Below are 24,782 nucleotides of genomic sequence, written 5' to 3' on the forward strand. Positions count from 1 at the left end.
CTCAGTGCGTGGCGGCGGTCACCGGCGGAAGCGCCGACCAGGGGAAGGTGATCCACCGGTCGGTGCGACGCCAGACGAAGTCGGGCTCCAGCACGGTGCGCGGCTTCGAGTAGAGGCAGACCGTGCGGACGTCCGCACCCGACGCGGCGATCAGGTCGACCACCATCGCGAGCGTCCGGCCGGAGTCGGACACGTCATCCACCAGCAGCACGCGCTTCGCCTCGAGGGCGGAGGAGTCGAGCATCGGCGGCAGCAGCACGGGCTCCGGGAGCCGCGTGTCGACGCCAGTGTAGAACTCGACGTTCAGGGCGCCGCATGCCTTGATCCCGAGCGCGTACGAGATCGCTCCGGCGAGCAGCAGACCGCCGCGGGCGATGGCGGCGACCATGTCCGGCTCGAAGCCCGACTCGACCACCTCGCCGGCCAGATGACGGGAGGCCTCGCCGAACTCCAGCCATCCCAGGACCTCCCGCTCCGTCTCCTGAAGAACGTCTACTCCGGAATCGTCGAGTTCGCTGGCCATCCCTCTACCGTACCGGGGCGGCCCGGGTGTTAGCATCGCGCATGACATCGGAGAAGACGTCACCCGACCGCCGTGCGACGGTCGCGATCGGGGCCACCGCCGCCCTCATCGGCTGGCTGGCGCTGGTGGAGCTGACGAGCGGCATCCTGCAGGGATACTACGTTCCGCTCATCTCCGACATCGTGCGGCATCTGGGCATCCACGATGCCGACTACAACTGGTTCGAGGCCGCTCAGCTGCTGGTCTCCGCCCTGGTCGTGCCCGTGCTCGCGAAGCTCGGCGACATGTTCGGGCACAAGCGCATCCTGCTCGTCGCCACCGTCGTCACCGCCCTCGCCAGCTGGGCGCTCGCCTTCTCGGGCGACTTCGTCAGCTATCTGCTCGCGTTCGCCCTGCAGGGCTTCTACGTCGTCTGGCTGCCGCTCGAGGTCGCACTGATCTTCGACCGCGGACGGCGGAGCGGCACGGCCTCCTCACGCACCCGGCGCGCGGCCGGCCTGCTGGTCGTCGCGCTGGAGACCGGGGCCATCGTCGGCGCGATCGGCGCCGGTCTCCTCTTCGAGGCGCTCGGCGGCAACGTGACGGCGACGCTCCTGGTGCCGGCCGTCGCCGTCACGCTCGTGTTCTTCGCGATCCTGTTCGGCGTGCCCGAATCGGAGCCGGTGCCTGGCCGCACCCTCGACGGGATCGGCTTCACCCTGCTGGCGCTCGGTCTCCTGCTGATCACCTCGGGCCTGACCTTCCTGCGGCTCAACGGGGTGGGCACCTGGTGGGTCTGGGCCCTCATCGCGCTCGGCCTGCTGACCTTCATCCCGTTCGGACGCTGGGAGCTGCGCCAGGCCGACCCGGCGATCGACCTCCGCGTGCTGCGGCAACCGGCGATGTGGCCGGTGCAGCTGACCGCCGGTCTGATCGGGATCAGCCTGCTCGGCGCGCAGGCACCGCTCAGCACGTATGCGGGCACCGACCCGGCCAACGGATACGGGCTCGGGCTCTCGGCCGGCCAGCGCAGCATCCTGATCGGCGCCTACCTGATCTCGATGATCGTGGGCGCTCTACTGTTCCCGCTCGTCTCGTCGTGGCTGACCCCGCGGGTCACCCTCATCGGTGCATCGTTCCTCGTGGCGGTCGGGTACCTCCTCTTCCTGCCCTTCCACCTGCAGACCTGGCAGGTCTTCACGAACATGGCCATCGCCGGGATCGGCTCGGGGGCGCTCGTCGGCGCCCTCCCCGCCGCGGCGGCGGCAGCGGCCCCACGCGGGCAGACCGGTGTCGCCACGGCGATGACGAACACCACCAAGACGGTGGGCGGCTCCTTCGCATCAGCGGTGTTCGGCGTCGTGCTGCTCACCGGTGCCGCGACGGTGACCGCGACCGCCGCCAGCCTCTTCGGCTACATGATCGTCTGGACCATCTGCGGCCTCGGCGCGCTCGTCGCCGCAGTGCTCCTCTTCTTCGTCCCGCGACGTGCGTTCGCGGACACTCGACCCGCCCAGGAGTGACCATGTCCGAGCAGCTCCCACCCGCCGTCGCCGACGCTCTCACGCAGTTCCTGCTGGAGCACCGAAGGATCGCCCCCGGCCTGGTGAGTCGCGCCATCGTGACGGGCTCCGCCGCGGCCGGCGACTGGCATCCCGGCAGCGACATCGACGTGGTGTTCGTCGTGAACCGTGATCCGGCCGACGACCTCGCCGCCCTCGCCGAGCTCCACGCGGCCTCCGATCCGCACATCGACGGGGTGTACCTGACGGAGTCGGAGATCGCCCGCGGACCGGACGTGGTGCAGACGGCGCCGCAAGTAGTGGAGGGCGTGCTCGTGTCGGCGCTCGCCGGCGCGCAACTCAGCTGGATCACCTGGCGGGAACTCGAGTCCGGCGTGCAGGGGGTCATCGACGGTGGCGACGTGATCTGGACGCCGGTCTCGGACCGCCACCCGCAGACCGCCGAGGGGGTCGTCGCGTTCTCGCGCAACAACCTCCTCGACTACTGGCAGCCCATCGGGGATGGGTTCGAGCAAGAGCTCTCCGAGCGGCCCGACGATGGTCCCCTACGCTCGGAGACCATCCGCTGGGTGACGCTCGGGCCGATCCGGCTGGTCGCGACGATGGAGACCGGGGATGTGCTCTCCAAGACGGCCGCGGCCGCCTTCGCCGCCGAGCGCTGGCCGGAGCACGCGGAACTGTTGGAGCGGGTGGTGCGCGACCGCGCCGGCGACCGGCAGGTCTTCACCGCGAGCGACGGCCGCGAGGCGCTGGCGCTGCTGCGGAAGTGCGTGGCGGTCGCCGAGAGCTGACGTTCCCGGTCTCAGGCGTCGTCGCGAGCCTCGTCGACTCCTCCGCGATCCGACACTCGATCGGCCGCTCCGGCATCCAGCCGGGCCGCGCCGTCCGTGCGCCGGACCGCCTGGGTCCGTTCGTTGAGGAGGTTCACGATCGTGGCGCTCGCAGTGCCGACGATCGCGACGCCGCCGATCATGAGCACCACCGCCAGTACGCGCCCGGGCACCGTGACCGGATAGTAGTCGCCGTACCCGACCGTCGCCATGGTGACACAGGCCCACCACACGGCATCGCCGAAGGAGCGGATGTTCGACCCCTGCGCGTACCGCTCCGCCTGGAATTCGGCGAGCGAGATCACGTAGATGAACATGACGACGAAGCTTCCCGCGATGATGACGACCCGTCGCCGGAGATGCGAGCCGCTGTTCCCCTGCAACCCGGGCAGCCGGTGCAGGCCGGTCAGCAGCCGGAAGGGTCGCGCCATCGGCAGGAAGACCGACAGCAGGTCGACCGCGTTGTGCCGGATGAAGCCGCCCTTGTCGCGGGCGAGCAGCAGTCGCGTCACGTAGTCGACGAGGAAGAACAGCCACACCGAGAAGAGCACGACGAGAAGGGTGATCTTCAGTGCGGGCGACTTGTTCTCATCCAGGATGTTCCACGAGTAGGCGACGAGGAAGAGCGCGCTGGCGGCGATCCCGATCCAGACGGTGGCCCGCTCCCAGCGGAGCCGCCTCGCCTCATCCGCGTCGGTCATCTCAGTCCCCGACTCGCAGCTCGCCCCTGTGCAGGCGGTACGGCGCGGCCTGGGCGACCGGTTTGACCACGATGAGGTCGAGGTCGACGTGCCGTGGCAGGCTGAGCGCGTGCACGATCGTCTCGGCGACGTCCTCGGCGCTGAGCGGCTCCGGTACGTCCTCGTAGACCGCGTCGCGCCTCGCCTGGTCGCCGCCGAACCGCACGAGGGAGAACTCCTCGGTGGCGACCATCCCCGGTGCCACCTCCACCACCCGGATCGGTTCGCCGTTGAGCTCCAGCCGCAGCACCTCGGTGAGCGCGTGCTCGGCGAACTTCGCCGCGTTGTAGCCGCCGCCCCCGGCGTAGGCGGTGAGCCCGGCGATCGACGTCACATTCAGGATGTCGGCATGCCCGGTCGTCCTGGCGCCCTCGCGCAGCAGCGGCAACAGGGCCGAGATGACCCGCTTCGTGCCGATGACGTTGATCTCGTACATCCACGCCCAGTCGTCGATGCTCGACTTCTCGACAGAATCGAGGCCCTTGGCCCCGCCCGCGTTGTTGACGAGGGAGTGGATGCCGCCGGTCGACGCCAGGTGGTCGCGGAGCGCATCCACGTCGTCCTGCTTCGTCAGGTCGGCGGCGACGAACTCGGCACCTGTCTCCGACGCCAGCTCCCGCAGGCGGTCTTCGCGCCGCGCGACGGCGACCACGTCCCAGCCCTGCCCGCGGAAGGCCCGCACCGTCGCCGCCCCGATACCCGAACTCGCTCCCGTCACGACCACACGTCTGCTCATGCCCTCATTGTCGCGGGTTACGGCGTGTTTCGGATACGTTGCCCGCGGGCGACGGCGCGTCTAGCCTGCTCAGCAGGGCGGTGGACGACCGCTTCCCGGCTCCACGGAGCAGGCTCCAGACAGATGCGCCTCCCGCGCACTCGCAGACCCGAAAGAGAGAAGCCATGACCGACGCCGCCGACTGGCAGTTCGAGACCAAGCAGATCCACTCGGGGGCCGCTCCGGACCCCGTGACCAACGCCCGCGCGACCCCGATCTACCAGACCACGTCGTACGTCTTCAACAACGCCGAGCACGCCAAGAACCTGTTCGCGCTGGCCGAATTCGGCAACATCTACACGCGCATCCAGAACCCGACGCAGGCCGTCGTGGAGGAGCGCGTCGCCGCGCTCGAAGGCGGCACCGGTGCCCTGCTGGTCGCCTCCGGCCAGGCGGCCGAGACGTTCGCCGTGCTGAACATCGCGCAGGCCGGCGACCACATCGTCTCCTCCAGCTCGATCTACGGCGGCACGTACAACCTCTTCAAGTACACGCTGGCCAAGCTCGGCATCGAGACCACGTTCGTCGAGAACCAGGACGACGCCGACGAGTGGCGCCGCGCGGTCCGCCCGAACACGAAGCTGTTCTTCGCGGAGACGATCGGCAACCCGAAGATCAACATCCTGGACATCGCACTCGTCGCGGACATCGCTCACGAGGCAGGCGTGCCGCTGATCGTCGACAACACGATCGCGACGCCGTACCTGATCCGCCCGTTCGAGCACGGCGCCGACATCATCGTCCACTCGGCCACCAAGTTCCTCGGCGGCCACGGCACGGTCATCGGCGGCGTCATCGTCGACGGCGGTACGTTCGAGTGGTCGAAGAACGTGGAGAAGTTCCCGGGCCTCACCGAGCCGGACCCGTCGTACCACGGCGCCAGCTACACCACGGCGGTCGGCGACGGTATCGCCTACATCATCAAGGCGCGCGTGCAGCTGCTCCGCGACCTCGGCGCCGCCATCGCGCCTGCAAGCGCATGGCAGCTCATCCAGGGCATCGAGACCCTCTCCCTCCGCGTCGAGCGGCACACGCAGAACGCGCAGGAGATCGCCGAGTTCCTGGAGGCGCACCCGGATGTGGCGTCGGTGAACTACTCCGGCCTTCCGACGAGCCCGTGGTACGCCGCCGCCAACAAGTACGCCCCAAAGGGTGTCGGCGCGGTCCTGTCGTTCGAGCTCAAGGGCGGCGTGGATGCAGGAGCGGCTCTGGTCGACAACCTGTCGCTGTTCAGCCACCTGGCCAACATCGGCGACGTACGCAGCCTCGTCATCCACCCGGCGTCCACGACGCACTCGCAGCTGACCCCGGAGCAGCAGCTCACCGCCGGCGTCACGCCGGGCCTGGTCCGCCTCTCCGTCGGCCTGGAGAGCATCGACGATCTCAAGGCGGACCTCTCCGCCGGCCTGGCCGCCGCCCGCTCCGTCGCCGAGGCCGCCCGCGCCTGACCCATCCCCCGCTCGCACCGTCGAGTACACGAAAAGTGCACGCGCAACGCCGGTTGCGCGTGCCCGTTTTTTGTAAACGACGGCGCGTTCGCGTTCGAGAGCGGCGAAAACCTTCCGTACGTCCGCATCGCCTACGAGACCTGGGGCGAGCCGTCCCCTGAGCGCGACAACGCCGTCCTCGTTCTGCACGCGCTGACCGGCGACTCCCACGCCGTCGGACCCTCCGGTCCCGGCCACCGAACGGCCGGCTGGTGGCAGGGCATCATCGGGCCCGGCAAGGCGATCGACACCGACCGCTGGTTCGTCGTCGCCCCCAACATGCTGGGCGGCTGCCAGGGCACCACCGGTCCTGCGTCCCTCGCGCCGGACGGTGCGGAGTGGGGCCCCCGGTTCCCGTTCACGACCATCCGCGACCAGGTGAACGCGCAGGCGGCCTTCGCCGACGCGATCGGGATCGACCGCTGGGCTGCGGTCATCGGCGGCTCGATGGGCGGGATGCAGTCGCTGGAGTGGGCGGTCGCCTTCCCGGAGCGGGTGGAGCGCCTCGCGGTGATCGCGGCCCCGCCGCATTCGACCGCCGACCAGATCGCGCTCAACTCCGTCCAGGTGGAGGCGGTCCGCACCGACCCGCTGTTCCGCGGCGGCCAGTACTACGACGCGGAGGACGGCGACGGACCGCACCGGGGGCTCGCGCTCGCCCGGCGCATGGCCCTGCTGAACTACCGCAGCCCCTCGGAGCTCAACCAGCGGTTCCAGCGCGCGTGGCAGAGCGGCATCAGCCCGCTGGGCGGCGGCGGGCGCTTCGCCGTCGAGTCGTACCTCGACTTCCACGGCAACAAGTTCACCCGCCGCTTCGACGCCAACAGCTACATCACGCTGGTGGAGGCGATGAACTCGCACGACGTCGGCCGGGGTCGCGGCGGGCTTGCCGCCGCGCTCTCCCGGGTGACCGCCCGGACGCTGGTCGTCGGCATCGACAGCGATCGGCTGTTCCCCGTCGAGGGACAGGACGAGATCGCCTACCACGTTCCCGTCACGCTGGACGGTAGAGTTCCAGTGGTGATCCGCTCGGACTTCGGCCACGACGGGTTCCTGATCGAAGACGATGCGGTCAGCAAGCAACTGCGGCGGCTCTTCGCCGAGTGACGAGGATGGAGGGGCATGTCGCGCATCCAGAAGGAGCGTGATCGTCTCCTCGCCGCGACGGCCCGCACCGTCGGCCTGACCGCGACGGCGACCGCGCTGATCTGCCTGAGCGTGCCCGGTTCGCTCCCCCTCCCGCTCTACCTCGCGTCGCTTGTGCTGGCGGTCTGCCTCGGCTACGCGCAGTGGCAGCTGGCCAGCCTCCTCCGGCTGATGCTCTGGATGTGGGTGATCGTCGTCGCCGGCGTCGCGCTCATCCTGATCCACCTGCTGCCGGGGCACCCTCTCGGTCCGTCGGCCATCAGTGCGGTCGGCGTGATCGGCGCGGCATCGGTCGCCTGCGTCGGCGTGCTGGCGGTGACGTCCCGCCCGCGCATCCTGCTGCTCATCGTGGCCGGTGCTGCGACACTCGCTGCTCTCGGCGTCACGCTCGGGATGACGGGGTCGCGCATGCTGGAACCGCTCGTCTTCACGGTGACGGGCTGGATCGCGCTGACCGCGACGGGAATCTGGCTCTCCCGCACCGTGCCCCGCACGCTGAAGCGCATCTCCACCATGAGCCGGGCGTACCGCGTCGAGCGGCAGGCCAGCGAGACGGAGGCGCGGCGGCGGCAGAGCGCCCGCCTGCTGCACGACACGGTGCTCGCCACGCTCACCCTGCTCGCCCACTCCGGCGTCGGCGTCAGCCATTCGGCGCTGCGCGAGCAGGCGGCCGAGGATGCTGCGCTTCTGCGGCAGCTGCGCCTCGGGTTCACACCCGACCCGGCGCGCTCCGGCGACTACAAACTGAAGCCGGTGGAGGAGTCCACCCTGGGCAAGACGCTCGAGTCGGTCAAGCAGCGCTTCCGCCGGATGGGTCTCGAGGTGAACTGGCACGGCGCCGGGCAGGTGCTGCTGCCGTCGGACGTCCTCGACGCCTTCCTGCTCGCGCTCGGCGAGTGCCTGGAGAACGTCCGCCGGCACTCCGGGGTCAACGAGGCGCACGTCACGATCACCGACGATGAGACCAACGTGAGGGCGATGGTGACCGACGCGGGCAAGGGCTTCGACGTCGCGACGATCGACGCGGGCCGGCTGGGCTTCACCGAGTCGATCGTGGCGCGGCTGCGCGACGTCGGCGGCAACGCCCGCCTGTTCTCGTCGCCCGGCAGCGGGACGACCGTGGTGCTGGAGGTGCCGAAATGACGCGCGTCGATGAGCGGACGCTGCCGCGCAGCCCGATCGCACGCGGTGCGGCGGGTGACGAGCGGGATGCGCTGAGCCGCGCGCGCCTCGATCTCGGGTTCAACGTCGCGACGGTGGCGCTGATCGCGTTCCTCCTGCTCCTGTTCGGACTCGACGTGCGGGAGTACGCGCTGCTCGGCTTCACCATCGCCGCGTGGGTGCTCGTCGCGGTGACGCTGGCCGGGGCGCTCGTCCTCCGCTTCCGCCTGCCGGACGAGCTGCCGCTCTGGGTCTACCTCGCGGCACTCGTCGCGTGGGGCGGGGCGGTCGTGCTCGATATCGTCGGGACGTGGCCCGTGGGCGGAGCCCTTGTCCCGCTGACGGCGGCGACCGCGGTCGGTCCCGCCCTGCTGCTGTGCGTGCCGGTGCGGCCGGCCCGCGACATCCTGCTGGCAGCATCCGCCCTCGGTGCCGTTCTCCTGGTTGTCGAGATCTGGCGGGCGCTGCCCTACCCGCAGCTCCTCGGACCCGGCCTGGTGATCGTCGCCATCGCCGTCGCCCCGCCGGTCGTCGGGGTGCAGATCGTGCGGTCCCTCCGCACGCTCGTGCAGTTGGAGCTCGACCTGGTGCAGGTGCAGAGCACGGTCGTCTCCCCGGGCTACGCCATCGGGATGCTGGCCTCCGAGGAACTGGCCCGGCTCGACCTCGCAGCCGAGCGCCTGCTCGACGGGGTCGCGACGGGTCGCACCGCGCTCCCTCTCGACGACGACACGGCGGATGCGGCTGCCAGCATCGCGACCGAGCTGCGGCTCCATCTCATCCAGGGCAGGAAAGAGACCTGGCTGTACCACGCGGTGACCGAGTCGGCCCTGCTCGGACCGTCGGTCACGCTCACCGACCCGGACGGGCTCGCCGCCGGCCTCAACCGCGAACAGCGCGACGGACTGCTCACCGCGGTGTGGCTGCTGATCAGCGATCCTGTGCGAACCGGCGCGGGCCAGCCGCGCACGCTCACCCTCGACCTGACCCGACCCGTCGGCACGTACCCGAAGACCGCGAACCCGCATGCCACGATGTCCATCGTGATCAGGACCAGCGGTGTGCCGCGAAACGGGGTAGACCCCGCGGCATGGCAAGCTATCCGTAAGGTGGGGCGTCATACCGAGTCGTTCTCGGGATCTGCCCTGCGCATCGAGATCACCACGGTGCGCGACACCTCAGCGGAGCTGGGCTGAACCAGCCCCACCGGGAAGAGAAAGGCACGACATGGGCGAGGAACCGCCGATTCGGATCGCGATCGTCGATGACCACAAGATGCTCCTCGGGGCTCTCACGGAGTGGATCCGCAGCGTTGCGGACGACATCCGGATGGTGGCGGCCGTGGCCAGCTGGCCAGAGCTTCTCACACATCCCGAGTTCCCCGTCGACGTCGTGCTCCTCGACCTCGACCTCAAGGACAACATCCCCATCTCGCTGAAGCTCTCGACGCTGAAGACGACGGGCGTGGCGACGGTGCTGATGAGCACCTACTCCGAGCCCGCGGTGGTGCGCGAAGCTCTCGCCGCCGGAGCGCTGGGCTACCTCGTGAAGAGCGAGGACGCGGAGATGATCGTCGAGGCGATCCGCGCCGCGCGAAAGGGCGAGTCCTTCATCTCCGCCGAACTCGACCTGGCGCTGAACGCCGGCGAGGTCGGCGGCGCGCCGAAGCTGAGTGCGCAGGAGCGGCGGGTGATGGCGCTGTACGGCGCCGGGGAGCCGGTCAAGGCCGTGGCGTTCCAGCTCGGGATCTCCGACGAGACCGCAAAGAGCTACCTCAAGCGCATTCGCGAGAAGTACCGGGTCGCCGGCTACGACGTCGGAACCAAGGTGGCGCTGCGGAAGCGGGCGATCCAGGACGGCATCCTGCTGCAGAACGACTGACGGCCGCCCCGCGGGCCCGGCTGACCATCCCGGGCACGCTGTCGCCGCCAGCCGCAGGAACCGGAGGTGTTCTGGACGGACGCGGTCCCGGCATCCTCCGTTCCCGGTTCCGTCGCGGCGTGTCGGATGGCACTTCCTCCCTTTCCGACACCGCCAGGGCGACGACCGGGCGGCCGGAAACGGAGGAGACCTGTCTCGACACGCCGTCGCCCGGCCAGGAAGGGAGGAGAAGGGTCGCCGAGAGCGGCGGATCTCCTCCGTTTACCGAACCGACACGCACGAGGACGGCGTGTGCGGCGCGTGCGCACGTTGCGAGGGGAAGCCGTCAGTCGACGCTGACCGGGTCTGGTCGCTGGGCGTGCACGACGCCGGTGTCGACGCCACGGCGCTCGCGCGAGCGGTCGATCGAGAACGACAGCAGCGCGAGCAGGATGCCGGCCACGGCCAGCACAGCGCCGACGACGATCGGCGACAGGTAGCCCAGCCCGGCGGCGATCGTCAGCCCGCCGAGCGCAGCACCGGACGCGTTCGCGATGTTGAGCGCCGAATGGTTGAGGGCGGCCGCGATGGACTGACTGTCGTGCGCCACATCCATCAGCCGGGTCTGGATGGTCGGCGAGAGGGCCGAGCACGCGCCCGACACGACGAAGATCGACACCAGCAGGCCGACGATGGTGGATGCCGTCAGCCACAGCACCGCCAGGCCGACCAGGAGGATGGCGAAGAACAGCAGCATGCTGTTCCTGACGCTGTGATCGGCGGCCCGCCCACCGATCAGGTTGCCCACGGTCATGCCGAGCCCCGCGACGACGAGGACGAACGGCACGGTCGCCTCCGGCATCCCGGTCACCGTGGTCACGATCGGGGCGATGTACGTGTAGACGGCGAAGAATCCACCGAAGCCGATCGCACCGATCCCGAGCGCCAACCACACCTGAAGCCGTGTGAACGCGCGCAGCTCGTTCCGCATCGTGGCCCTGGCGTTCCCGGCCTGCCAGGGCACCAGGAGCGCGACAGCCACGAAGGTGAGAGCGAAGATGGCGGCGACCACGAGGTACGCGATCCGCCAGCCGCTGTGCTGGCCGACCCAGGTGATCGTGGGGACACCGATCACGTTCGCGATCGTCAGCCCGGACAGCACGAAGGCGACCCCGCGGCCGCGCTTGCCCGGCCCCATCAGCGAGGCTGCGACGAGGGAGGCGATGCCGAAGTACGCGCCGTGCGGCAGGGCGGAGATGAACCGCGCCAGCATGACCAGTTGGAAGGTCGGGGCGACCGCCGACGCGATCGTGCCGACGGTGAAGGCGACGAGCAGCCAGAGCAGCAGCTTCTTGCGCGGCCAGCGCGCCGCGAAGGCGGCGATCGTCGGGGCTCCGACGACCACGCCGAGCGCGTAGGCCGAGATGATCCAGCCGGCCTGTGCGTTGGCGGCGGTCGGCGAAGCGGCGTACACCTGCGGCAGCAGGTCGTGCGCGATGTTGGGCAGCAGGCCCATCGCGACGAACTCGGTCGATCCGATGCCGAAGCCGCCGAGGGCGAGCGCCAGCAGCGCAAGACGAATACGGGCCGACGACAGCTTCGTCGGCCCGTCAAGAGATGGGGTCACCCACCCAGCCTATATCGAATCGTTTCGACCCGTTGCCATCGCGGCGACCGTCTGTTCGTGGAAGAACTCCGCGACGTCGACGTCGCGGGTCTCCTCCGGACCGGAGACGCTCGTGCGAACCGCGCCGATGATCGCCACGATCACGCACCCGAGGAGGACCCCGCCGACCAGCACGCCCGCCATGGCGAGGAAAGGGCCGAAGGTGACGAACAGCCCGAAAACGACGCTGACCAGGGTGTAGACATCCATTTCAGTCCTGCCGCTCCAGTGCGGCCTCGAGCCGCTGCACCTTGCCGTCGAGCTCGCCGGAATAGCCCGGACGGATGTCGGCCTTCAGCACGAGCGACACGCGCGTCCCGAACCGGCCGACCGCTTCGGTCGCCCGGCGAACGACATCGAACACCTCGTCCCACTCGCCTTCGATGGTCGTGAACATCGCATCGGTGTGATTCGGGAGGCCCGACTCGCGCACGACGCGAACGGCCGCAGCGACGGCGTCGTGCACCGACGCATCCGCCCCTTCGCCACCGCTCGGGGCCACAGAGAATGCCACCAACATGATTTCTCTCCTCTCTCGGCGCCGGGTGAAACGCTCGGCGCAACGTCAGCGCGGGTCGCCGCCGACCGGTTCCGCGTGGGCGCCCGGCGCTGAGCGGAAGGGCCACGCGTGGGCCGGGACGAGGTCGCCCGCCGCTTCCTGACGGTGCCGCCGTCGCCAGAGTGCGACGATCGTCCATCCCAGGATGACGAAATACATGAGGTTTCGCAGCGTGAGCACGCCGACCATCGCCGGGTCGGGCACGAGCAGCCAGTCGTACAGGAACGGGTAGAACAGCTGGGTCAGCCCGGCGGTGACCAGCACCAGGATCGCCGGGGTGCGGAATCCGCGACCCTGGTAGGCGAGCCCGATCACGACCGGTGCGGCCAGCCACACCACGTACTGCGGTGAGCCCACCTTGTTGAACGCGATGAACGCCGTCACCAGGGCCAGCGACAGTTCCGGCAGGATGCGCGTGTACGGAGTGCCGCGGCGGAGGGCGCGCACACCGATGAGTGTCACGACCAGGGCCGTCACCGCGAACAGCGGATTCATGAGCGACCCGGCGGCGCCCGTCCCCTGACCGCTCACCTGGAAGGTCAGCAGCCGGTGGTCGTAGTAGACCTCCGACCCGGGAACATGGAACGCGGCCTGCCACATCCAGATCGTGCTCACCGGCGCCTCGATCTGCAGGCCGCGGTCGGTCTGCATCGTGATGAAGCTCAGGATGTGCCACCCGGCGCCGAAGATCAGGGGGACGGCCGCGATGATGGCGGACGTGATCACGGCGACGAGCACGATGTGCCAGCGCGAGCGGAGCGCCACGACGGCGGCGAGCAGGATGGCGGCCGGCCAGACCTTGATCCACGTGGCCGCGGTCAGCACCACGACGGCCGCGCGCTCGTGGAGCGTCAGCCAGAGCAGCCCGACGATCGCCAGCGATGCGGACACGGCATCCAGCCGGCCCACGGCGATCGGGCCGAGCAGCAGCAGGAATCCGAGCCACCACCAGGCGGCGACCATCCGCCGCGGCTCGCGCCCGACGATCAGCACGGCGAATGCGGCCGCGTTGAGCAGCAGCACCATGTTCAGCCAGGCCCAGACGTAGCCGCCGTCGCCGAACAGCAGCGGCAGCATGATCGGTACGATCGCGCCGAACGGGTAGACCCAGTCGGAGTTCACGCCGACGATCTGGGTGCCCTGCGACGCCAGTTCCGCCCACGGCTTGTAGACGAGGAAGACGTCGCCGAGGCCCTTGCCCTGGTCGAGCGCGAGGCCGCTGATGATCAGGTGCACGGCGAGGAACGCGATCCACAAAGCGAGCGGACTGTGAACCACTCGGTGGAAGGTGCCCGGCTCGGCTCCCGGGGTCGCCTCGGCGCGCACCGGCGCCGTTTCCATCCCCATAGCGCCACATCCTATGGGATGCGCCGAACGCGGTCGTGAACTCTGGCCGCTATCCGTCAACCGGCAGCCCGGACGAGGTCTCGTACGACGCCGGCGAGGCCGCCGACGATGTCGAGGGCGACGATCGGACCGCCGTCCGAGACGCGCTCCCCCGCCCGCCCGTGCAGCCAGGCCGCGGTCGCGCCGAGTGCGGCAAGGGCCGCGTGATCGTTCTCATCGATCTCACGGGCGTGCGTCGCCACAAGAGCGCCGAGCACACCGCCCAGCACGTCCCCGCTGCCGGCAGTGGCGAGCCAGGCCGGCCCAGCGGTGACCGCGTACCGCGGTCCGCCCGGGGCCGCGACGTACGTCGTGTGCCCCTTCAGCAGCACCGTCACGCCCAGGCTCTCCGCGGCGCGCACCGCCCAGTCGCCCGGGTCTGCTGCGATGTCGTCAGCGGTCACCGCGTCGGAGTCGTCGTCGGCCCCCGCAGCGAGCATGGTCGCCAGTTCGCGGTAGTGCGGTGTGACGATCACCGGAGCCGACGCCTGGCCGATCAGATCGAGCGCTCCGGCGTCGACCACCAGCGGCCGGCCGTCACGCAGTGCCGCGCGCAGTCGCTGCGCGTCGTCGTCCGGTCGTGCCGCCGCATCCATCCCGGACCCGATCAGCCAGCCCTGCACCCGGCCGGGCGCCGTGACGACCTCCGGCCGGCGGCGGATCACCAGATCGGACGGCCGGTCCGCCCCCAGGTACCGGATCATCCCGACGCCCGTGCGCGACGCACCCTCGACACCGAGCACGGCCGCGCCAGGGTAGCGGTCGGAGCCGGTCACCACCCCGAGCACGCCGCGCGAATACTTGTCGCTCGACTCCTGCGGCACGGCGACCCACGCCGCAGCATCCTGCTCGTCCCAGCTCTGCCATCCTGTCACCGGTCGCCTCCGCTCCGTCGTGCCATCCGTGACCCATAGAACCCCTACGGACCTCACGATAGGTTGAGAGCATGGCGATCAGCATCCCCGGAAAGGTGATCGTGTTCGACTACGGCGAGGTCATCTCGGTGACCCCGACGCCGGAGGACCGCGCGGCCCTGGCAGAGCTGGCGGGCGGCGACGCCCACGTGTTCTGGCCGGCCTACTGGCGGCACAGGGATGCGCTCGACCAGGGCACACTCAGCATCCAGTCGTACTGGCGCGGCATCGAGCGGGAACTCGGCGAGAGCTGGGGCGACGCGACCATCCACCGGCTGTGGCTGGCCGACTTCCGGAGCTGGCTCACCATCGACCACGACACCCTCGAGGTGCTGCTCGAGCTCAAGGCGGGCGATACCCGGATGGCGTTGCTGTCGAACGCGGGCCGCGACTTCGGCTCGTACTTCCGTCACGGCGCGCTGGGCGACCTCTTCGAGAAGGTCTTCGTCAGCGGCGAGCTCGGCACCATCAAACCGAGCCGGGAAATCTTCGAGCATGTCTGCTCCGAACTCGGCGTCAGCCCTGAGCAGATGGTCTTCATCGACAACAAGGAGGCCAACGTGCGCGGAGCGGAAGCCCTCGGCATCGCCGGCCATGTCTTCACGAGTCCGCAGGACCTCCGGGCATATCTGGATGCTCTCGGGTCTTAGATAAAGGCATGCCCTCTCTTTTCGATCCCCTGACCCTGCGCGGCGTCACTGTCCGCAACCGCATCTGGACCTCGCCGATGTGCCAGTACTCGGTGCTCGACGAATCGGGCGTCCCCACCAGCTGGCACCTCGTGCACCTGGGCGCGTTCGCCACCGGGGGCAGCGGCCTGGTCTTCAGCGAGGCGACGGCCGTCAGCCCGGAGGGGCGCATCAGCCCGCGCGACACGGGGATCTGGAATGACGAGCAGCGGGACGCCTGGAAGCCGATCGTGGCCTTCATCGAGGAGCAGGGCGCTGTCCCGGGCATCCAGCTCGCCCATGCCGGCCGGAAGGCATCCAACTGGCCGGCCTGGGGCTTCGACGGGAAGACCGGAACGGTCCCGGAGAGCGAGGGCGGCTGGCGGGCCGTCGCCCCCTCCCCCGTCGCGTTCGAAGGCTTCGATGTGCCGGAAGAGTTGGACGCGGCCGGGCTGGACAAGGTCGTCGACGACTTCCGCGCGGCCACCCGTCGCTCGCTCGAGGCGGGCTTCCGCGTACTCGAGATCCACGCAGCGCACGGCTACCTGCTGCACCAGTTCCTCTCCCCGCTCTCGAATCAGCGGACCGACGAGTACGGCGGCTCGCTGGAGAACCGCGCGCGGCTCCTGCTGCGCGTCGTCGCGGCGGTCCGCGAGGAGGCCCCGGACGCTCCCCTGTTCGTGCGCTTCTCCGCGAGCGACTGGACCGAGGGCGGCTGGGACGAGCACCAGACGGCCACCGTCGCCGCGTGGGCGCAGGAGGCAGGCGCCGACTTCTTCGACATCTCCAGTGGCGGCATCCAGGCCGGCATCCGCATCCCCGTCGAGCCGGGCTACCAGGTACCGTTCGCGCACCACGTCCGCAGCACGTCCGAGGTGGATGTGAGCGCGGTCGGGCTGATCACCACGGCGGAGCAGGCGGCCGAGATCGTGGAAAGCGGCCAGGCGGACGCGGTGATGCTGGCGCGCGAACTCCTGCGCGACCCGCACTTCCCGCTGCGGGCGGCGCACGAGCTCGGCGTCGAGATCGGTTACTGGCCGCCGCAGTACCTGCGGGCACGCTGGCGGCGCTGAGTCGACCGGGGCGGCCCGGTCAGGCCTCCTGGGTCAGGCAGAGGTAGTTGCCCTCGCTGTCCTGGAACCACGCCGACCGGCCCATGTCGTCGGTCGCGATCCCGTTCTCGGTGTGCAGTCCGGGGAAGTCGTAGTCCGCGAAGACGACACCCCGCTCCCTGAGGCGGCCCATCGCGGCCTCGATGTCCGCGACCAGCCAGCACATCGCCGTGTTCTGCGCTGTTCCGGCGTTCGCGGTCTCGTACACGAAGATCTTGCTCTCCGACCCGGTGCCGTACAGCACCCCTCCTTCGGTGGTCCGCTCCGGTTCGAGCTCCAGCTTGTCGCGGTACCACTCGGTGGCCCGCTTCAGGTCGGAAGCAGGAAGGACGGAGTATGTGACAGATGACTCCAACATGGTGATTCCTCCTTCATCCGGGCCGGATGCTACGCCGCTCGGCGCGCCGGCGGACTACTGGAATCGGTCGTCTAGGAGCCGCCCATCCGGCCTCGTTATACTGGCGGGCACATGGACGACCCTCCCTCTCGTAGCCCATTCGCTCCGGCACGCCCGCCCCTGAGCGTGCGAGGTGACCATCGTGCTGTCTGAGTGGGTCCTGCTCGGCGTCGGCCTCCTCTTGACCATCGGCACCGGCCTCTTCGTCGCGAGCGAGTTCGCGCTGGTGAACCTCGATCGCGGTGACCTGGAGGCCCGCCGCGACCGCGGTGAGTCCCGGCTCACCATGACCATCGCTGCGCTGAAGATCACCTCGACACACCTGTCGAGCGCCCAGCTCGGTATCACCCTCACGACGCTGCTGACCGGTTACACGATGGAGCCGGCCATCAGCTCCCTGCTGCACGACCCGCTGACGGCGACCGGTCTGCCGTCGGGTGCGGTGATGCCGATCGCGACCATCGTGGCGATCGTCGTGGCGACGCTGCTCTCCATGATCCTCGGCGAGCTGGTGCCCAAGAACTTCGCGCTCGCTCTGCCCCTGGCCACGGCCCGGGTGGTGATCCCGTTCCAGACGGTCTTCACCACGGTGTTCCGCCCGTTCGTGGCCCTGCTGAACGGCACGGCGAACGGATTCCTCCGGCTCCTCGGCGTCGAGCCGAAAGAGGAGCTGTCGGGGGCCCGCACCGCCGACGAACTGTCCAGCCTCGTGCGACGGTCCGCGAGCGCCGGCCTGCTGGAGGAGGATACCGCCACCCTGCTGAGCCGCACCCTCGCCTTCTCCAGCCGTTCCGCCTCCGACGTGATGACCCCGCGGCCGCGCATCGAGGCCGTCCAGCGCGCCGACCCGGCCCAGGCGGTCAGCGACCTCGCCCGCAGGACCGGGTACTCCCGGTTCCCCGTCATCGGCGACGACATCGACGACGTCCTCGGCGTCGTGCACGTGAAGCAGGCGGTGGCCGTGCCGCGCCAGCGTCGCGGTCGCGTCCCCGCGTCCGCATTGATGACGGACGCCCTGCGCGTACCCGAGACCATGGGCCTGGACACGCTCCTCGGTGAGTTGCGCGCCCGCGGCTACCAGCTCGCCATCGTCGTCGATGAATATGGCGGAACCTCGGGCATCGCGACCCTGGAGGACCTGGTGGAGGAGATCGTCGGCGAGGTCGCCGACGAGCACGACCGCACCCGCGCCGGCGTCATCCGCGGGCGCGACTCGATCACCTTCCCCGGCATCCTGCGCCCGGACGAGCTGGAGGAGCGCGCGAGCGTCACGGTTCCGGAGGACGGGCCGTACGAGACGGTCGCCGGTTTCGTCATGAACGAGCTGGGGAGGCTGCCGAAGGTCGGCGACGAGGTCGCCATCGACGGCGGCACCCTGCGCGTCGAGCGCCTCGACGGCAGGCGTGTCGACCGCATCCGCTACACGCCCGATCCGGTCGCGGTGGCCGACGCCCCGAACGGCGAGGAGGCCACCCATGAGTGACTGGGCCGGACTCGCCTGGCTGGTCGTGCTGCTGGCCGTCAACGCGTTCTTCGTCGCCGCCGAATTCGCCGTGATCTCGGCCCGTCGCTCGCAGATCGAGCCGCTCGCGGAGCGCGGCAAGCGCAGCGCGAAGACCGCGCTGTTCGCCATGGAGCACGCCACGCTGATGCTGGCGACGACCCAGCTCGGCATCACCGTCTGCTCGCTGCTCATCCTGAACGTCTCCGAGCCGGCGATCCACCACCTGCTGGAGGGGCCGCTGCACGCCACGGGGTGGTCCGAGGAGGTCATCGGCACGATCGCCTTCATCGTGGCGCTGGTGGTGGTGTCGTTCCTGCACGTCGTCTTCGGCGAGATGGTGCCGAAGAACATCTCCTTCTCGATGCCCGACAAGGCTGCCCTGCTGCTCGCACCTCCCCTCGTCGGGATCGGGCGCGCTGTCCGGCCGATCATCGTGGCGCTGAACGCGAGCGCAAACGCCGTTCTTCGCCTGTTCCGGGTGGAGCCGAAGGACGAGGCGGCGAGCACCTTCACCCTCGACGAGGTGGCGACGATCGTCTCCCAGTCGACCAGGGAGGGTCTGCTCACCGACCGGACCGGAGCGCTGACCGCGGCATTCGAGTTCACGGAGAAGAAGGTCCGGGATGTGGCTGTCGCGCTCGACGCGCTGGTCACCCTCCCCCTGGCGCCGACCCCCGCCGACGTGGAGAAGGCGGTCACCAAGCACGGCTTCTCGCGCTACGTCGTCCCCGACGCCGACGGCGAGCCGACCGGCTACCTCCACCTGAAGGACGTGCTCGATCTGGAGGAGACCGGCTTCGAACTGCCCGTGCCCGCCAAGCGCATCCGCCGCCTGGTCACGGTGTTCTCCGGAAGCGACGTGGAGGACGCCCTGGCGACGATGCGGCGCTCCGGCAGCCACCTGGCCCGCGTGGTCGACAACGAGGGCGCGACCGCCGGCGTGCTGTTCCTTGAGGACATCATCGAGGAGCTCGTCGGCGAGGTCCAGGACGCCACCCGGCGATCCTGAGGCCTGCGTGCGCCGCCGTTTGTAACGTCGGCGGCTGCGCGCGCAGGCGCAATCGTTCCGAACGACCGCAGTCGCGGCGCCGCATTACCAGCTGACCGGCAGCGCCTTGCCCTCTTCGTAGCCCGCGGCCGACTGGATGCCGACAAGAGCGCGCTCGTGGAACTCCAGAAGCGTCCGCGCTCCGGCGTAGGTGAACGAGCTGCGGACACCGGTCGTGATCATGTCGAGCAGGTCTTCGACCGAGGGGCGGAGCGGGTCGAGGAAGATCCGCGAACTGGAGATCCCCTCCGCGAAGAGCTCCTTGCGGGCCAGGTCGTACGCGTCCAGCCGCTCGAAGCGTCCCTTGACCGCCTTGGTGGATGCCATGCCCCAGCTCTCCTTGTAGAGGGCGCCGTTCGCATCCCGGTTGAGCGTTCCCGGCGCCTCGATCGTGCCGGCGAACCAGGAGCCGATCATGACGGAGGCGCCGCCCGCGGCGAGCGCCAGCGCCACGTCGCGCGGGTACCGCACACCGCCGTCCGCCCAGACGTGGGCGCCGAGCTCCCGTGCGGCGGCACTGGTCTCGAGCACCGCCGAGAACTGCGGACGCCCGACCGCGGTCATCATCCGGGTGGTGCACATCGCACCGGGGCCGACGCCGACCTTCAGGATGTCGGCGCCCGCGTGCACCAGGTCGCGTACGGCCTGCTCGGTCACGACGTTGCCCGCGACGATCGGCAGCCCGAGGTCGAGACCCTTCACGGTGCGGATGGCACGGAGCATGCCGTCCTGGTCGCCGTGCGCCGTGTCGACGACGAGCACGTCGACACCCGCGGCGGCCAAGGCCTTCGCCTTGCCCGCGACGTCGCCGTTGATGCCGACCGCCGCTGCGACTCGCAGCCGGCCGCTCGCGTCGAGGGCGGGCGTGTAGATGGTGGAGCGCAGCGCGCTGCGCTTGGAGAGCGTTCCGACGATGCGACCGTGGTCGAGCACCGGCGCGAACTCGAGGCCCGCCGCATCCATCACCCGGAACGCCGACTTGCCGTCTGTCACGTCTTCGGCGTCGAGCGACGTGAGTGCGCCGTGCAGGAGGTCACCGATCCGGGCGTCCGGCAGCGCGGAGCCGAGCTGGATGGCCGCCAGGCAGCCTAAATAGTCGCCGTTCGCGTCGCTCACCACGATGCCGTGGCCCTCGACGGCGGGGACGCGCCGGAGCACGTCGGCGACCGACTCCTCCGGGCGCGCGTCGTACGGCGTGTCCAGCATCACCGGCTGTGCCTTCACCCAGCGGATCGCGTCGTCCAGGTCCTGCAGGTGCATGTCCTGCGGCAGCACCCCCAGGCCGCCGCGGCGCGCGAGGGTCGCGGCGAGCCGCTTGCCGGTCACCGAGTTCATGTTGGCGGACACGATCGGGATGGTCGCGCCGCTGCCGTCGTTCGGCGCGAGCGACACGTCGAGACGGCTGGTGACGTTCGACCGCGACGGCACGAGGAACACGTCGGAGTAGGTGAGGTCGTGGCGCGGCGAGGTTCCATAGAACTGCATGGGAATAACGGTATCCCGCTCGGCTGAGCGACCGCACCCGGGCGCCGATGGGATTAGGCTTGATGCTCGGATGGAAGCGGGCGGTTCGAAGCCGCTCGGTCATGAGAAATCAACGGAGAGAGTGGGCGATCGGCTGTGTCGAGCCAATTGACCGGAGTGGGAACCGACGACGGCTCCTCAGGAGAATTCGGGGCCAACGAATGGCTCGTCGATGAGCTGTACGAGCAGTTCGTCCAGGACAAGAACTCGGTCGACAAGTCGTGGTGGCCGGTCCTCGAGAACTACCACCAGGCTGTGAAGGACGACTCGATCGCATCGCCGAACGAGACATCGACCCCGAGCGAGACGCCCGCCCCGACCCCGGCCGAGCCCAGCGTCCCCACGCCGTCGGAGCCCACGGTGCCTGCACCCGCCGAGCCGACAGCGCCCAGCCCGTCCGAGCCGTCGACACCGGTCCCGCCCGCCGGCGGAGGCGCCCCGGCACCGCACCCGAACGAGCCGAAGCCCGTCACCACCCCCATCCCGGTGATCGGCCAGCAGCCGGTCGCACGCACCACATCCGTGGCCCCGAAGCCGCAGCCGGTCCCGGCCGACGCGCCGGTCACCGCCCCCAACGCCACCCTGGAGGCGGCGGAGGAGGACAAGGTCACCCCGCTTCGTGGCATGTCGAAGACGCTGGCGACCAACATGGATGCGTCGCTCACGGTCCCGACGGCGACCAGCGTCCGCACCATCCCGGCCAAGCTGATGATCGACAACCGCATCGTCATCAATAACCACCTCAAACGTGCGCGCGGCGGCAAGGTCTCGTTCACGCACCTCATCGGCTGGGCGCTCATCCAAGCGCTCAAGGAGTTCCCGAGCCAGAACGTCTACTACGACGAGGTCGACGGCAAGCCGTCGGTCGTGGCCCCGGCGCACATCAACCTCGGCATCGCGATCGACCTGCCGAAGCCGGACGGCACCCGCGCCCTCCTGGTGCCGAGCATCAAGCGCGCCGACACCATGGGGTTCGGCGAGTACCTCGCCGCATACGAAGAGCTGGTCGGCAAGGCGCGCAACAACAAGCTCGCAGCCGGCGACTTCGCCGGCACCACTCTCTCCCTCACCAACCCGGGCGGCATCGGCACGGTGCACTCCGTCCCGCGCCTGATGAAGGGCCAGGGCTGCATCATCGGCGCCGGGGCGCTCGAGTACCCGGCCGAGTTCCAGGGGTCCAGTGAGAAGACGCTCGCCGGCCTCGCCATCGGCAAGACCATCACGCTCACCAGCACGTACGACCATCGCGTCATCCAGGGAGCTGGCTCCGGCGAGTTCCTGAAGATCGTGCACGAGATGCTGATCGGCAAGCGCAGCTTCTATGAAGACATCTTCGCCGAGCTCCGCATCCCGTACATGCCGATCCATTGGAACCCGGACATCTCGGTCGACCTGGCCAGCGCCGTCGACAAGACCGCTCGCGTCCAGGAGCTCATCAACTCGTACCGCGTCCGCGGCCACCTCATGGCCGACATCGACCCGCTCGAATACAAGCAGCGCACCCACCCCGACCTCGAGATCGAGAGCCACGGCCTCACCTTCTGGGACCTCGACCGCGAGTTCGTCACCGGCCAGTTCGGCGGCGACCGCCGCAAGATGAAGCTGCGCGACATCCTCGGCGTGCTCCGCGACTCCTACTGCCGCACGGTCGGCATCGAGTACATGCACATCCAGGACCCGGCCCAGCGCAAGTGGTTCCAGGACAAGCTGGAGCGCCCCTACGAGAAGCCCACTCACGACGAGCAGCTGCGAATCATGGGCAAGCTCAACGAGGCCGAGGCGTTCGAGACCTTCCTGCAGACCAAGTACGTCGGCCAGAAGCGCTTCAGCCTCGAAGGCGGCGAGTCCACGATCGCGCTGCTCGACTCCATCCTCCAGGGTGCCGCAGAGGCCGGGATGGACGAGGTCGCCATCGGGATGGCGCACCGCGGCCGCCTCAACGTGCTGACCAACATCGCCGGTAAGACGTACGGCCAGATCTTCCGCGAGTTCGAGGGCACGCAAGACCCGCGCACGGTGCAAGGATCCGGCGACGTGAAGTACCACCTCGGCACCGAGGGCACCTTCAAGGGCGCCGGCGGCGAGGAGATCCCGGTCTACCTCGCGGCGAACCCGTCGCACCTGGAGGCCGCCGACGGCGTGCTCGAGGGCATCGTCCGGGCCAAGCAGGACCGACGTCCGGCTGGCACCTTCCTCACGCTGCCGATCCTCATCCACGGCGACGCGGCGATGGCCGGTCAGGGCATCGTGGTCGAGCAGATGCAGATGTCACAGCTGCGGGCGTACCGCACCGGCGGCACCATCCACGTCAACATCAACAACCAGGTGGGCTTCACGACGTCGCCCACCGAGGCGCGCAGCTCGATCTACTCGACCGATGTCGCGAAGACGATCCAGGCGCCGATCTTCCACGTGAACGGCGACGACCCGGAGGCCGTCGTCCGCGTGGCCGAGATCGCGTTCGCGTACCGCCAGGAGTTCAAGCGCGACGTCGTCATCGACCTCATCTGCTACCGCCGTCGCGGCCACAACGAGGGCGACGACCCGTCGATGACGCAGCCGTTGATGTACAGCCTGATCGAGGCCAAGCGCTCGGTGCGCCGCCTCTACACCGAGGCGCTCGTCGGCCGCGGTGACATCACCGAGGAGGAGTACGAGCAGGCGCACCGTGACTTCCAGGACCGCCTGGAGCGGGCGTTCATGGAGACGCACGCGGCGCAGACCAACTCGACCCCGATCCTCACCGCGCGCGACGCCGGCGACCTCAAGCAACCGGCCCAGCAGGACGAGCACGACAACGTGGGCGAGCCGGAGACGACCGCGGTCAGCGAGCAGGTCATCCACATGATCGGCGACGCCTTCAACAACCCGCCGGCCGGCTTCACCGTGCACCCCAAGCTGCAGCAGCTGCTCAACAAGCGCAGCGACATGAGCCGCAACGGCAACATCGACTGGGGCTTCGGCGAACTGCTCGCGCTCGGCACCCTGCTGCTGGAGGGCACCCCGGTGCGCCTCGCCGGCCAGGACGCCCGCCGCGGCACCTTCGTCCAGCGCCACGCCGTATTGCACGACCGGGTCAACGGGCAGGAGTGGCTGCCGCTCGCGAACCTGAGCGACAACCAGGCCAAGTTCTGGATCTACGACTCGCTGCTCAGCGAGTACGCGGCGATGGGCTTCGAGTACGGCTACTCGGTCGAGAGGGCGGATGCGCTCGTTCTCTGGGAGGCCCAGTTCGGCGACTTCGCCAACGGCGCCCAGATCATCGTCGACGAGTTCATCTCCTCGGCCGAGCAGAAGTGGGGCCAGCGGTCGTCGCTGGTGCTGCTGCTCCCCCACGGCTACGAGGGTCAGGGACCGGACCACTCCAGCGCCCGCATCGAGCGCTACCTGCAGATGTGCGCCGAGAACAACATGACCGTCGCGCGCCCGTCGACCCCGGCGTCGTACTTCCACCTGCTGCGCCGCCAGGCGTACGCCCGTCCGCGCCGTCCGCTGGTGGTCTTCACGCCCAAGGCGATGCTGCGCCTCCGCGGCGCGTCGAGCAACGTCGACGACTTCACCAGCGGTCGCTTCGAGCCGGTGATCGACGACCAGCGGATCACCGACAAGGATTCGGTGAAGCGTGTCCTGCTCCTGGCCGGGAAGCTCTACTACGACCTCCTCAACGAGTTGGAGAAAAACCCGAACCCGGAGATCGCTCTGGTGCGCGTGGAGCAGTACTACCCGCTCCCGGCCCAGGAGCTGAAGGCTGCCGTCGACTCCTACCCGAATGCGGAACTCGTCTGGGTGCAGGACGAGCCGGAGAATCAGGGCGCCTGGCCGTACATGATCCTGGAGACCTCCAAGCTCGGCCCGCGCCCGCTCGGCGTCGTCTCGCGCCCACCGTCGGCCTCCCCGGCCGCCGGCTCGGCCAAGCGTCACGCGGCGGAGCAGTCGATCCTCCTTCAGCGTGCGCTGACCCTGTGACGGTTTCTTCGTAA

General features: G+C 69.5%; 21 protein-coding genes and 1 pseudogene. 12 read left to right on the top strand and 10 right to left on the bottom strand.

Going from position 1 to position 24,782, the window contains the following annotated elements; genetic code table 11:
- Position 1: 1 nt before the first annotated feature.
- A complete protein-coding gene (locus tag AB4079_RS15555) occupies positions 2-523 on the bottom strand; it encodes a phosphoribosyltransferase (protein WP_441788221.1) in 522 nt (173 codons plus the stop codon).
- A gap of 41 nt (positions 524-564) precedes the next feature.
- On the opposite strand from AB4079_RS15555, the gene AB4079_RS15560 reads away from it, so the two are divergent.
- Together AB4079_RS15560 and AB4079_RS15565 are read left to right on the top strand one after the other, a co-directional pair.
- On the top strand, positions 565-2,025 hold the full coding sequence (locus AB4079_RS15560) for an MFS transporter (RefSeq protein WP_441788222.1): 1,461 nt from the start codon (positions 565-567) through the stop codon (positions 2,023-2,025).
- Positions 2,026-2,027: 2 nt separating this feature from the next.
- Entirely contained in the window at positions 2,028-2,816 is a 789-nt protein-coding gene (locus tag AB4079_RS15565; RefSeq protein WP_441788223.1) for a nucleotidyltransferase domain-containing protein, read from the top strand.
- Between the two features lie 11 nt (positions 2,817-2,827).
- Here AB4079_RS15565 and AB4079_RS15570 read toward each other — a convergent pair whose 3' ends face one another.
- Positions 2,828-3,556, bottom strand: a complete 729-nt coding sequence (locus AB4079_RS15570) for a potassium channel family protein (RefSeq protein ID WP_441788224.1) — start codon at positions 3,554-3,556, stop codon at positions 2,828-2,830.
- 1 nt (position 3,557) lies between these two features.
- Positions 3,558-4,331 (bottom strand): SDR family oxidoreductase, encoded by a 774-nt coding sequence (locus tag AB4079_RS15575; protein WP_441788225.1) that lies wholly within the window; start codon positions 4,329-4,331, stop codon positions 3,558-3,560.
- 164 nt (positions 4,332-4,495) lie between these two features.
- Between AB4079_RS15575 and AB4079_RS15580 the strand changes: the two genes are divergently transcribed.
- The 5 genes and pseudogenes from AB4079_RS15580 (at position 4,496) to AB4079_RS15600 (ending at position 10,045) form a co-directional block, all read left to right on the top strand.
- Entirely contained in the window at positions 4,496-5,818 is a 1,323-nt protein-coding gene (locus AB4079_RS15580; RefSeq protein WP_441788226.1) for a bifunctional o-acetylhomoserine/o-acetylserine sulfhydrylase, read from the top strand.
- Positions 5,819-5,887: 69 nt separating this feature from the next.
- Positions 5,888-6,964: pseudogene (gene metX / locus AB4079_RS15585) on the top strand (homoserine O-acetyltransferase MetX); the annotation flags it as partial.
- Between the two features lie 15 nt (positions 6,965-6,979).
- Positions 6,980-8,146, top strand: coding sequence for a sensor histidine kinase (locus tag AB4079_RS15590; protein WP_441788227.1), 1,167 nt, complete (start codon positions 6,980-6,982; stop codon positions 8,144-8,146).
- Positions 8,143-9,360, top strand: coding sequence for a hypothetical protein (locus tag AB4079_RS15595; protein WP_441788228.1), 1,218 nt, complete (start codon positions 8,143-8,145; stop codon positions 9,358-9,360). Before AB4079_RS15590 ends, AB4079_RS15595 begins: the two co-directional genes overlap by 4 nt.
- Positions 9,361-9,391: 31 nt before the next feature.
- Positions 9,392-10,045 carry a response regulator gene (locus AB4079_RS15600; protein WP_441788229.1) on the top strand — a complete coding sequence of 218 codons (654 nt, stop codon included), beginning with the start codon at positions 9,392-9,394 and terminating at the stop codon, positions 10,043-10,045.
- Between the two features lie 325 nt (positions 10,046-10,370).
- Here the strand turns inward: AB4079_RS15600 and AB4079_RS15605 are convergent, their stop codons facing one another.
- Genes AB4079_RS15605 through AB4079_RS15625 form a run of 5 tightly spaced genes read right to left on the bottom strand, consistent with a single transcriptional unit; the run spans position 10,371 to position 14,510 of the window.
- Complete coding sequence (locus AB4079_RS15605; RefSeq protein ID WP_441788230.1) at positions 10,371-11,651, bottom strand: MFS transporter; 1,281 nt, start codon at positions 11,649-11,651, stop codon at positions 10,371-10,373.
- A gap of 9 nt (positions 11,652-11,660) precedes the next feature.
- The gene (locus AB4079_RS15610) at positions 11,661-11,900 is read right to left on the bottom strand and encodes a hypothetical protein (RefSeq protein ID WP_441788231.1); all 240 of its coding nucleotides are present in this window, start codon (positions 11,898-11,900) and stop codon (positions 11,661-11,663) included.
- 1 nt (position 11,901) lies between these two features.
- Positions 11,902-12,210 carry a thiamine-binding protein gene (locus AB4079_RS15615; RefSeq protein ID WP_441788232.1) on the bottom strand — a complete coding sequence of 103 codons (309 nt, stop codon included), beginning with the start codon at positions 12,208-12,210 and terminating at the stop codon, positions 11,902-11,904.
- 45 nt (positions 12,211-12,255) lie between these two features.
- Positions 12,256-13,596, bottom strand: a complete 1,341-nt coding sequence (locus tag AB4079_RS15620) for a hypothetical protein (RefSeq protein WP_441788233.1) — start codon at positions 13,594-13,596, stop codon at positions 12,256-12,258.
- A 56-nt stretch (positions 13,597-13,652) separates the two neighbouring features.
- Positions 13,653-14,510 (bottom strand): ADP-dependent NAD(P)H-hydrate dehydratase, encoded by an 858-nt coding sequence (locus AB4079_RS15625; protein ID WP_441788234.1) that lies wholly within the window; start codon positions 14,508-14,510, stop codon positions 13,653-13,655.
- 71 nt (positions 14,511-14,581) lie between these two features.
- Between AB4079_RS15625 and AB4079_RS15630 the strand changes: the two genes are divergently transcribed.
- Both AB4079_RS15630 and AB4079_RS15635 read left to right on the top strand, forming a co-directional pair.
- On the top strand, positions 14,582-15,199 hold the full coding sequence (locus tag AB4079_RS15630) for an HAD family hydrolase (RefSeq protein ID WP_441788235.1): 618 nt from the start codon (positions 14,582-14,584) through the stop codon (positions 15,197-15,199).
- Between the two features lie 8 nt (positions 15,200-15,207).
- A complete protein-coding gene (locus AB4079_RS15635; protein ID WP_441788236.1) occupies positions 15,208-16,290 on the top strand; it encodes an NADH:flavin oxidoreductase/NADH oxidase in 1,083 nt (360 codons plus the stop codon).
- A 19-nt stretch (positions 16,291-16,309) separates the two neighbouring features.
- Here AB4079_RS15635 and AB4079_RS15640 read toward each other — a convergent pair whose 3' ends face one another.
- Complete coding sequence (locus tag AB4079_RS15640; protein ID WP_441788237.1) at positions 16,310-16,687, bottom strand: VOC family protein; 378 nt, start codon at positions 16,685-16,687, stop codon at positions 16,310-16,312.
- Positions 16,688-16,859: 172 nt separating this feature from the next.
- Between AB4079_RS15640 and AB4079_RS15645 the strand changes: the two genes are divergently transcribed.
- Together AB4079_RS15645 and AB4079_RS15650 are read left to right on the top strand one after the other, a co-directional pair.
- Positions 16,860-18,209 carry a hemolysin family protein gene (locus AB4079_RS15645; RefSeq protein ID WP_441788238.1) on the top strand — a complete coding sequence of 450 codons (1,350 nt, stop codon included), beginning with the start codon at positions 16,860-16,862 and terminating at the stop codon, positions 18,207-18,209.
- Complete coding sequence (locus tag AB4079_RS15650) at positions 18,202-19,239, top strand: hemolysin family protein (RefSeq protein WP_441788239.1); 1,038 nt, start codon at positions 18,202-18,204, stop codon at positions 19,237-19,239. The genes AB4079_RS15645 and AB4079_RS15650 overlap by 8 nt, the downstream gene beginning before the upstream one ends.
- An 84-nt stretch (positions 19,240-19,323) precedes the next feature.
- Here the strand turns inward: AB4079_RS15650 and AB4079_RS15655 are convergent, their stop codons facing one another.
- The gene (locus AB4079_RS15655) at positions 19,324-20,763 is read right to left on the bottom strand and encodes a GuaB1 family IMP dehydrogenase-related protein (RefSeq protein ID WP_441788240.1); all 1,440 of its coding nucleotides are present in this window, start codon (positions 20,761-20,763) and stop codon (positions 19,324-19,326) included.
- 135 nt (positions 20,764-20,898) lie between these two features.
- Here AB4079_RS15655 and AB4079_RS15660 point away from each other — a divergent pair, with 135 nt between their 5' ends.
- Positions 20,899-24,768 (top strand): multifunctional oxoglutarate decarboxylase/oxoglutarate dehydrogenase thiamine pyrophosphate-binding subunit/dihydrolipoyllysine-residue succinyltransferase subunit, encoded by a 3,870-nt coding sequence (locus AB4079_RS15660; protein ID WP_441788241.1) that lies wholly within the window; start codon positions 20,899-20,901, stop codon positions 24,766-24,768.
- Positions 24,769-24,782: the final 14 nt, after the last annotated feature.

Origin of the sequence: Leifsonia sp. 2MCAF36, assembly GCF_052115525.1 — a bacterium.
In the GTDB taxonomy this organism is placed as follows: domain Bacteria; phylum Actinomycetota; class Actinomycetes; order Actinomycetales; family Microbacteriaceae; genus Leifsonia.

What these genes read in the sequence shown, in the direction of transcription:
- AB4079_RS15655 (WP_441788240.1), bottom strand. Translation starts at nt 20,763, where the DNA reads ATGCAGTTCTATGGAACCTCGCCGCGCCACGACCTCACCTACTCCGAC.
- AB4079_RS15600 (WP_441788229.1), top strand. Translation starts at nt 9,392, where the DNA reads ATGGGCGAGGAACCGCCGATTCGGATCGCGATCGTCGATGACCACAAG.
- AB4079_RS15565 (WP_441788223.1), top strand. Translation starts at nt 2,028, where the DNA reads ATGTCCGAGCAGCTCCCACCCGCCGTCGCCGACGCTCTCACGCAGTTC.
- AB4079_RS15560 (WP_441788222.1), top strand. Translation starts at nt 565, where the DNA reads ATGACATCGGAGAAGACGTCACCCGACCGCCGTGCGACGGTCGCGATC.
- AB4079_RS15555 (WP_441788221.1), bottom strand. Translation starts at nt 523, where the DNA reads ATGGCCAGCGAACTCGACGATTCCGGAGTAGACGTTCTTCAGGAGACG.
- AB4079_RS15575 (WP_441788225.1), bottom strand. Translation starts at nt 4,331, where the DNA reads ATGAGCAGACGTGTGGTCGTGACGGGAGCGAGTTCGGGTATCGGGGCG.
- AB4079_RS15620 (WP_441788233.1), bottom strand. Translation starts at nt 13,596, where the DNA reads ATGGGGATGGAAACGGCGCCGGTGCGCGCCGAGGCGACCCCGGGAGCC.
- AB4079_RS15640 (WP_441788237.1), bottom strand. Translation starts at nt 16,687, where the DNA reads ATGTTGGAGTCATCTGTCACATACTCCGTCCTTCCTGCTTCCGACCTG.
- AB4079_RS15630 (WP_441788235.1), top strand. Translation starts at nt 14,582, where the DNA reads ATGGCGATCAGCATCCCCGGAAAGGTGATCGTGTTCGACTACGGCGAG.
- AB4079_RS15595 (WP_441788228.1), top strand. Translation starts at nt 8,143, where the DNA reads ATGACGCGCGTCGATGAGCGGACGCTGCCGCGCAGCCCGATCGCACGC.
- AB4079_RS15615 (WP_441788232.1), bottom strand. Translation starts at nt 12,210, where the DNA reads ATGTTGGTGGCATTCTCTGTGGCCCCGAGCGGTGGCGAAGGGGCGGAT.
- AB4079_RS15580 (WP_441788226.1), top strand. Translation starts at nt 4,496, where the DNA reads ATGACCGACGCCGCCGACTGGCAGTTCGAGACCAAGCAGATCCACTCG.
- AB4079_RS15635 (WP_441788236.1), top strand. Translation starts at nt 15,208, where the DNA reads ATGCCCTCTCTTTTCGATCCCCTGACCCTGCGCGGCGTCACTGTCCGC.
- AB4079_RS15650 (WP_441788239.1), top strand. Translation starts at nt 18,202, where the DNA reads ATGAGTGACTGGGCCGGACTCGCCTGGCTGGTCGTGCTGCTGGCCGTC.
- AB4079_RS15570 (WP_441788224.1), bottom strand. Translation starts at nt 3,556, where the DNA reads ATGACCGACGCGGATGAGGCGAGGCGGCTCCGCTGGGAGCGGGCCACC.
- AB4079_RS15610 (WP_441788231.1), bottom strand. Translation starts at nt 11,900, where the DNA reads ATGGATGTCTACACCCTGGTCAGCGTCGTTTTCGGGCTGTTCGTCACC.
- AB4079_RS15590 (WP_441788227.1), top strand. Translation starts at nt 6,980, where the DNA reads ATGTCGCGCATCCAGAAGGAGCGTGATCGTCTCCTCGCCGCGACGGCC.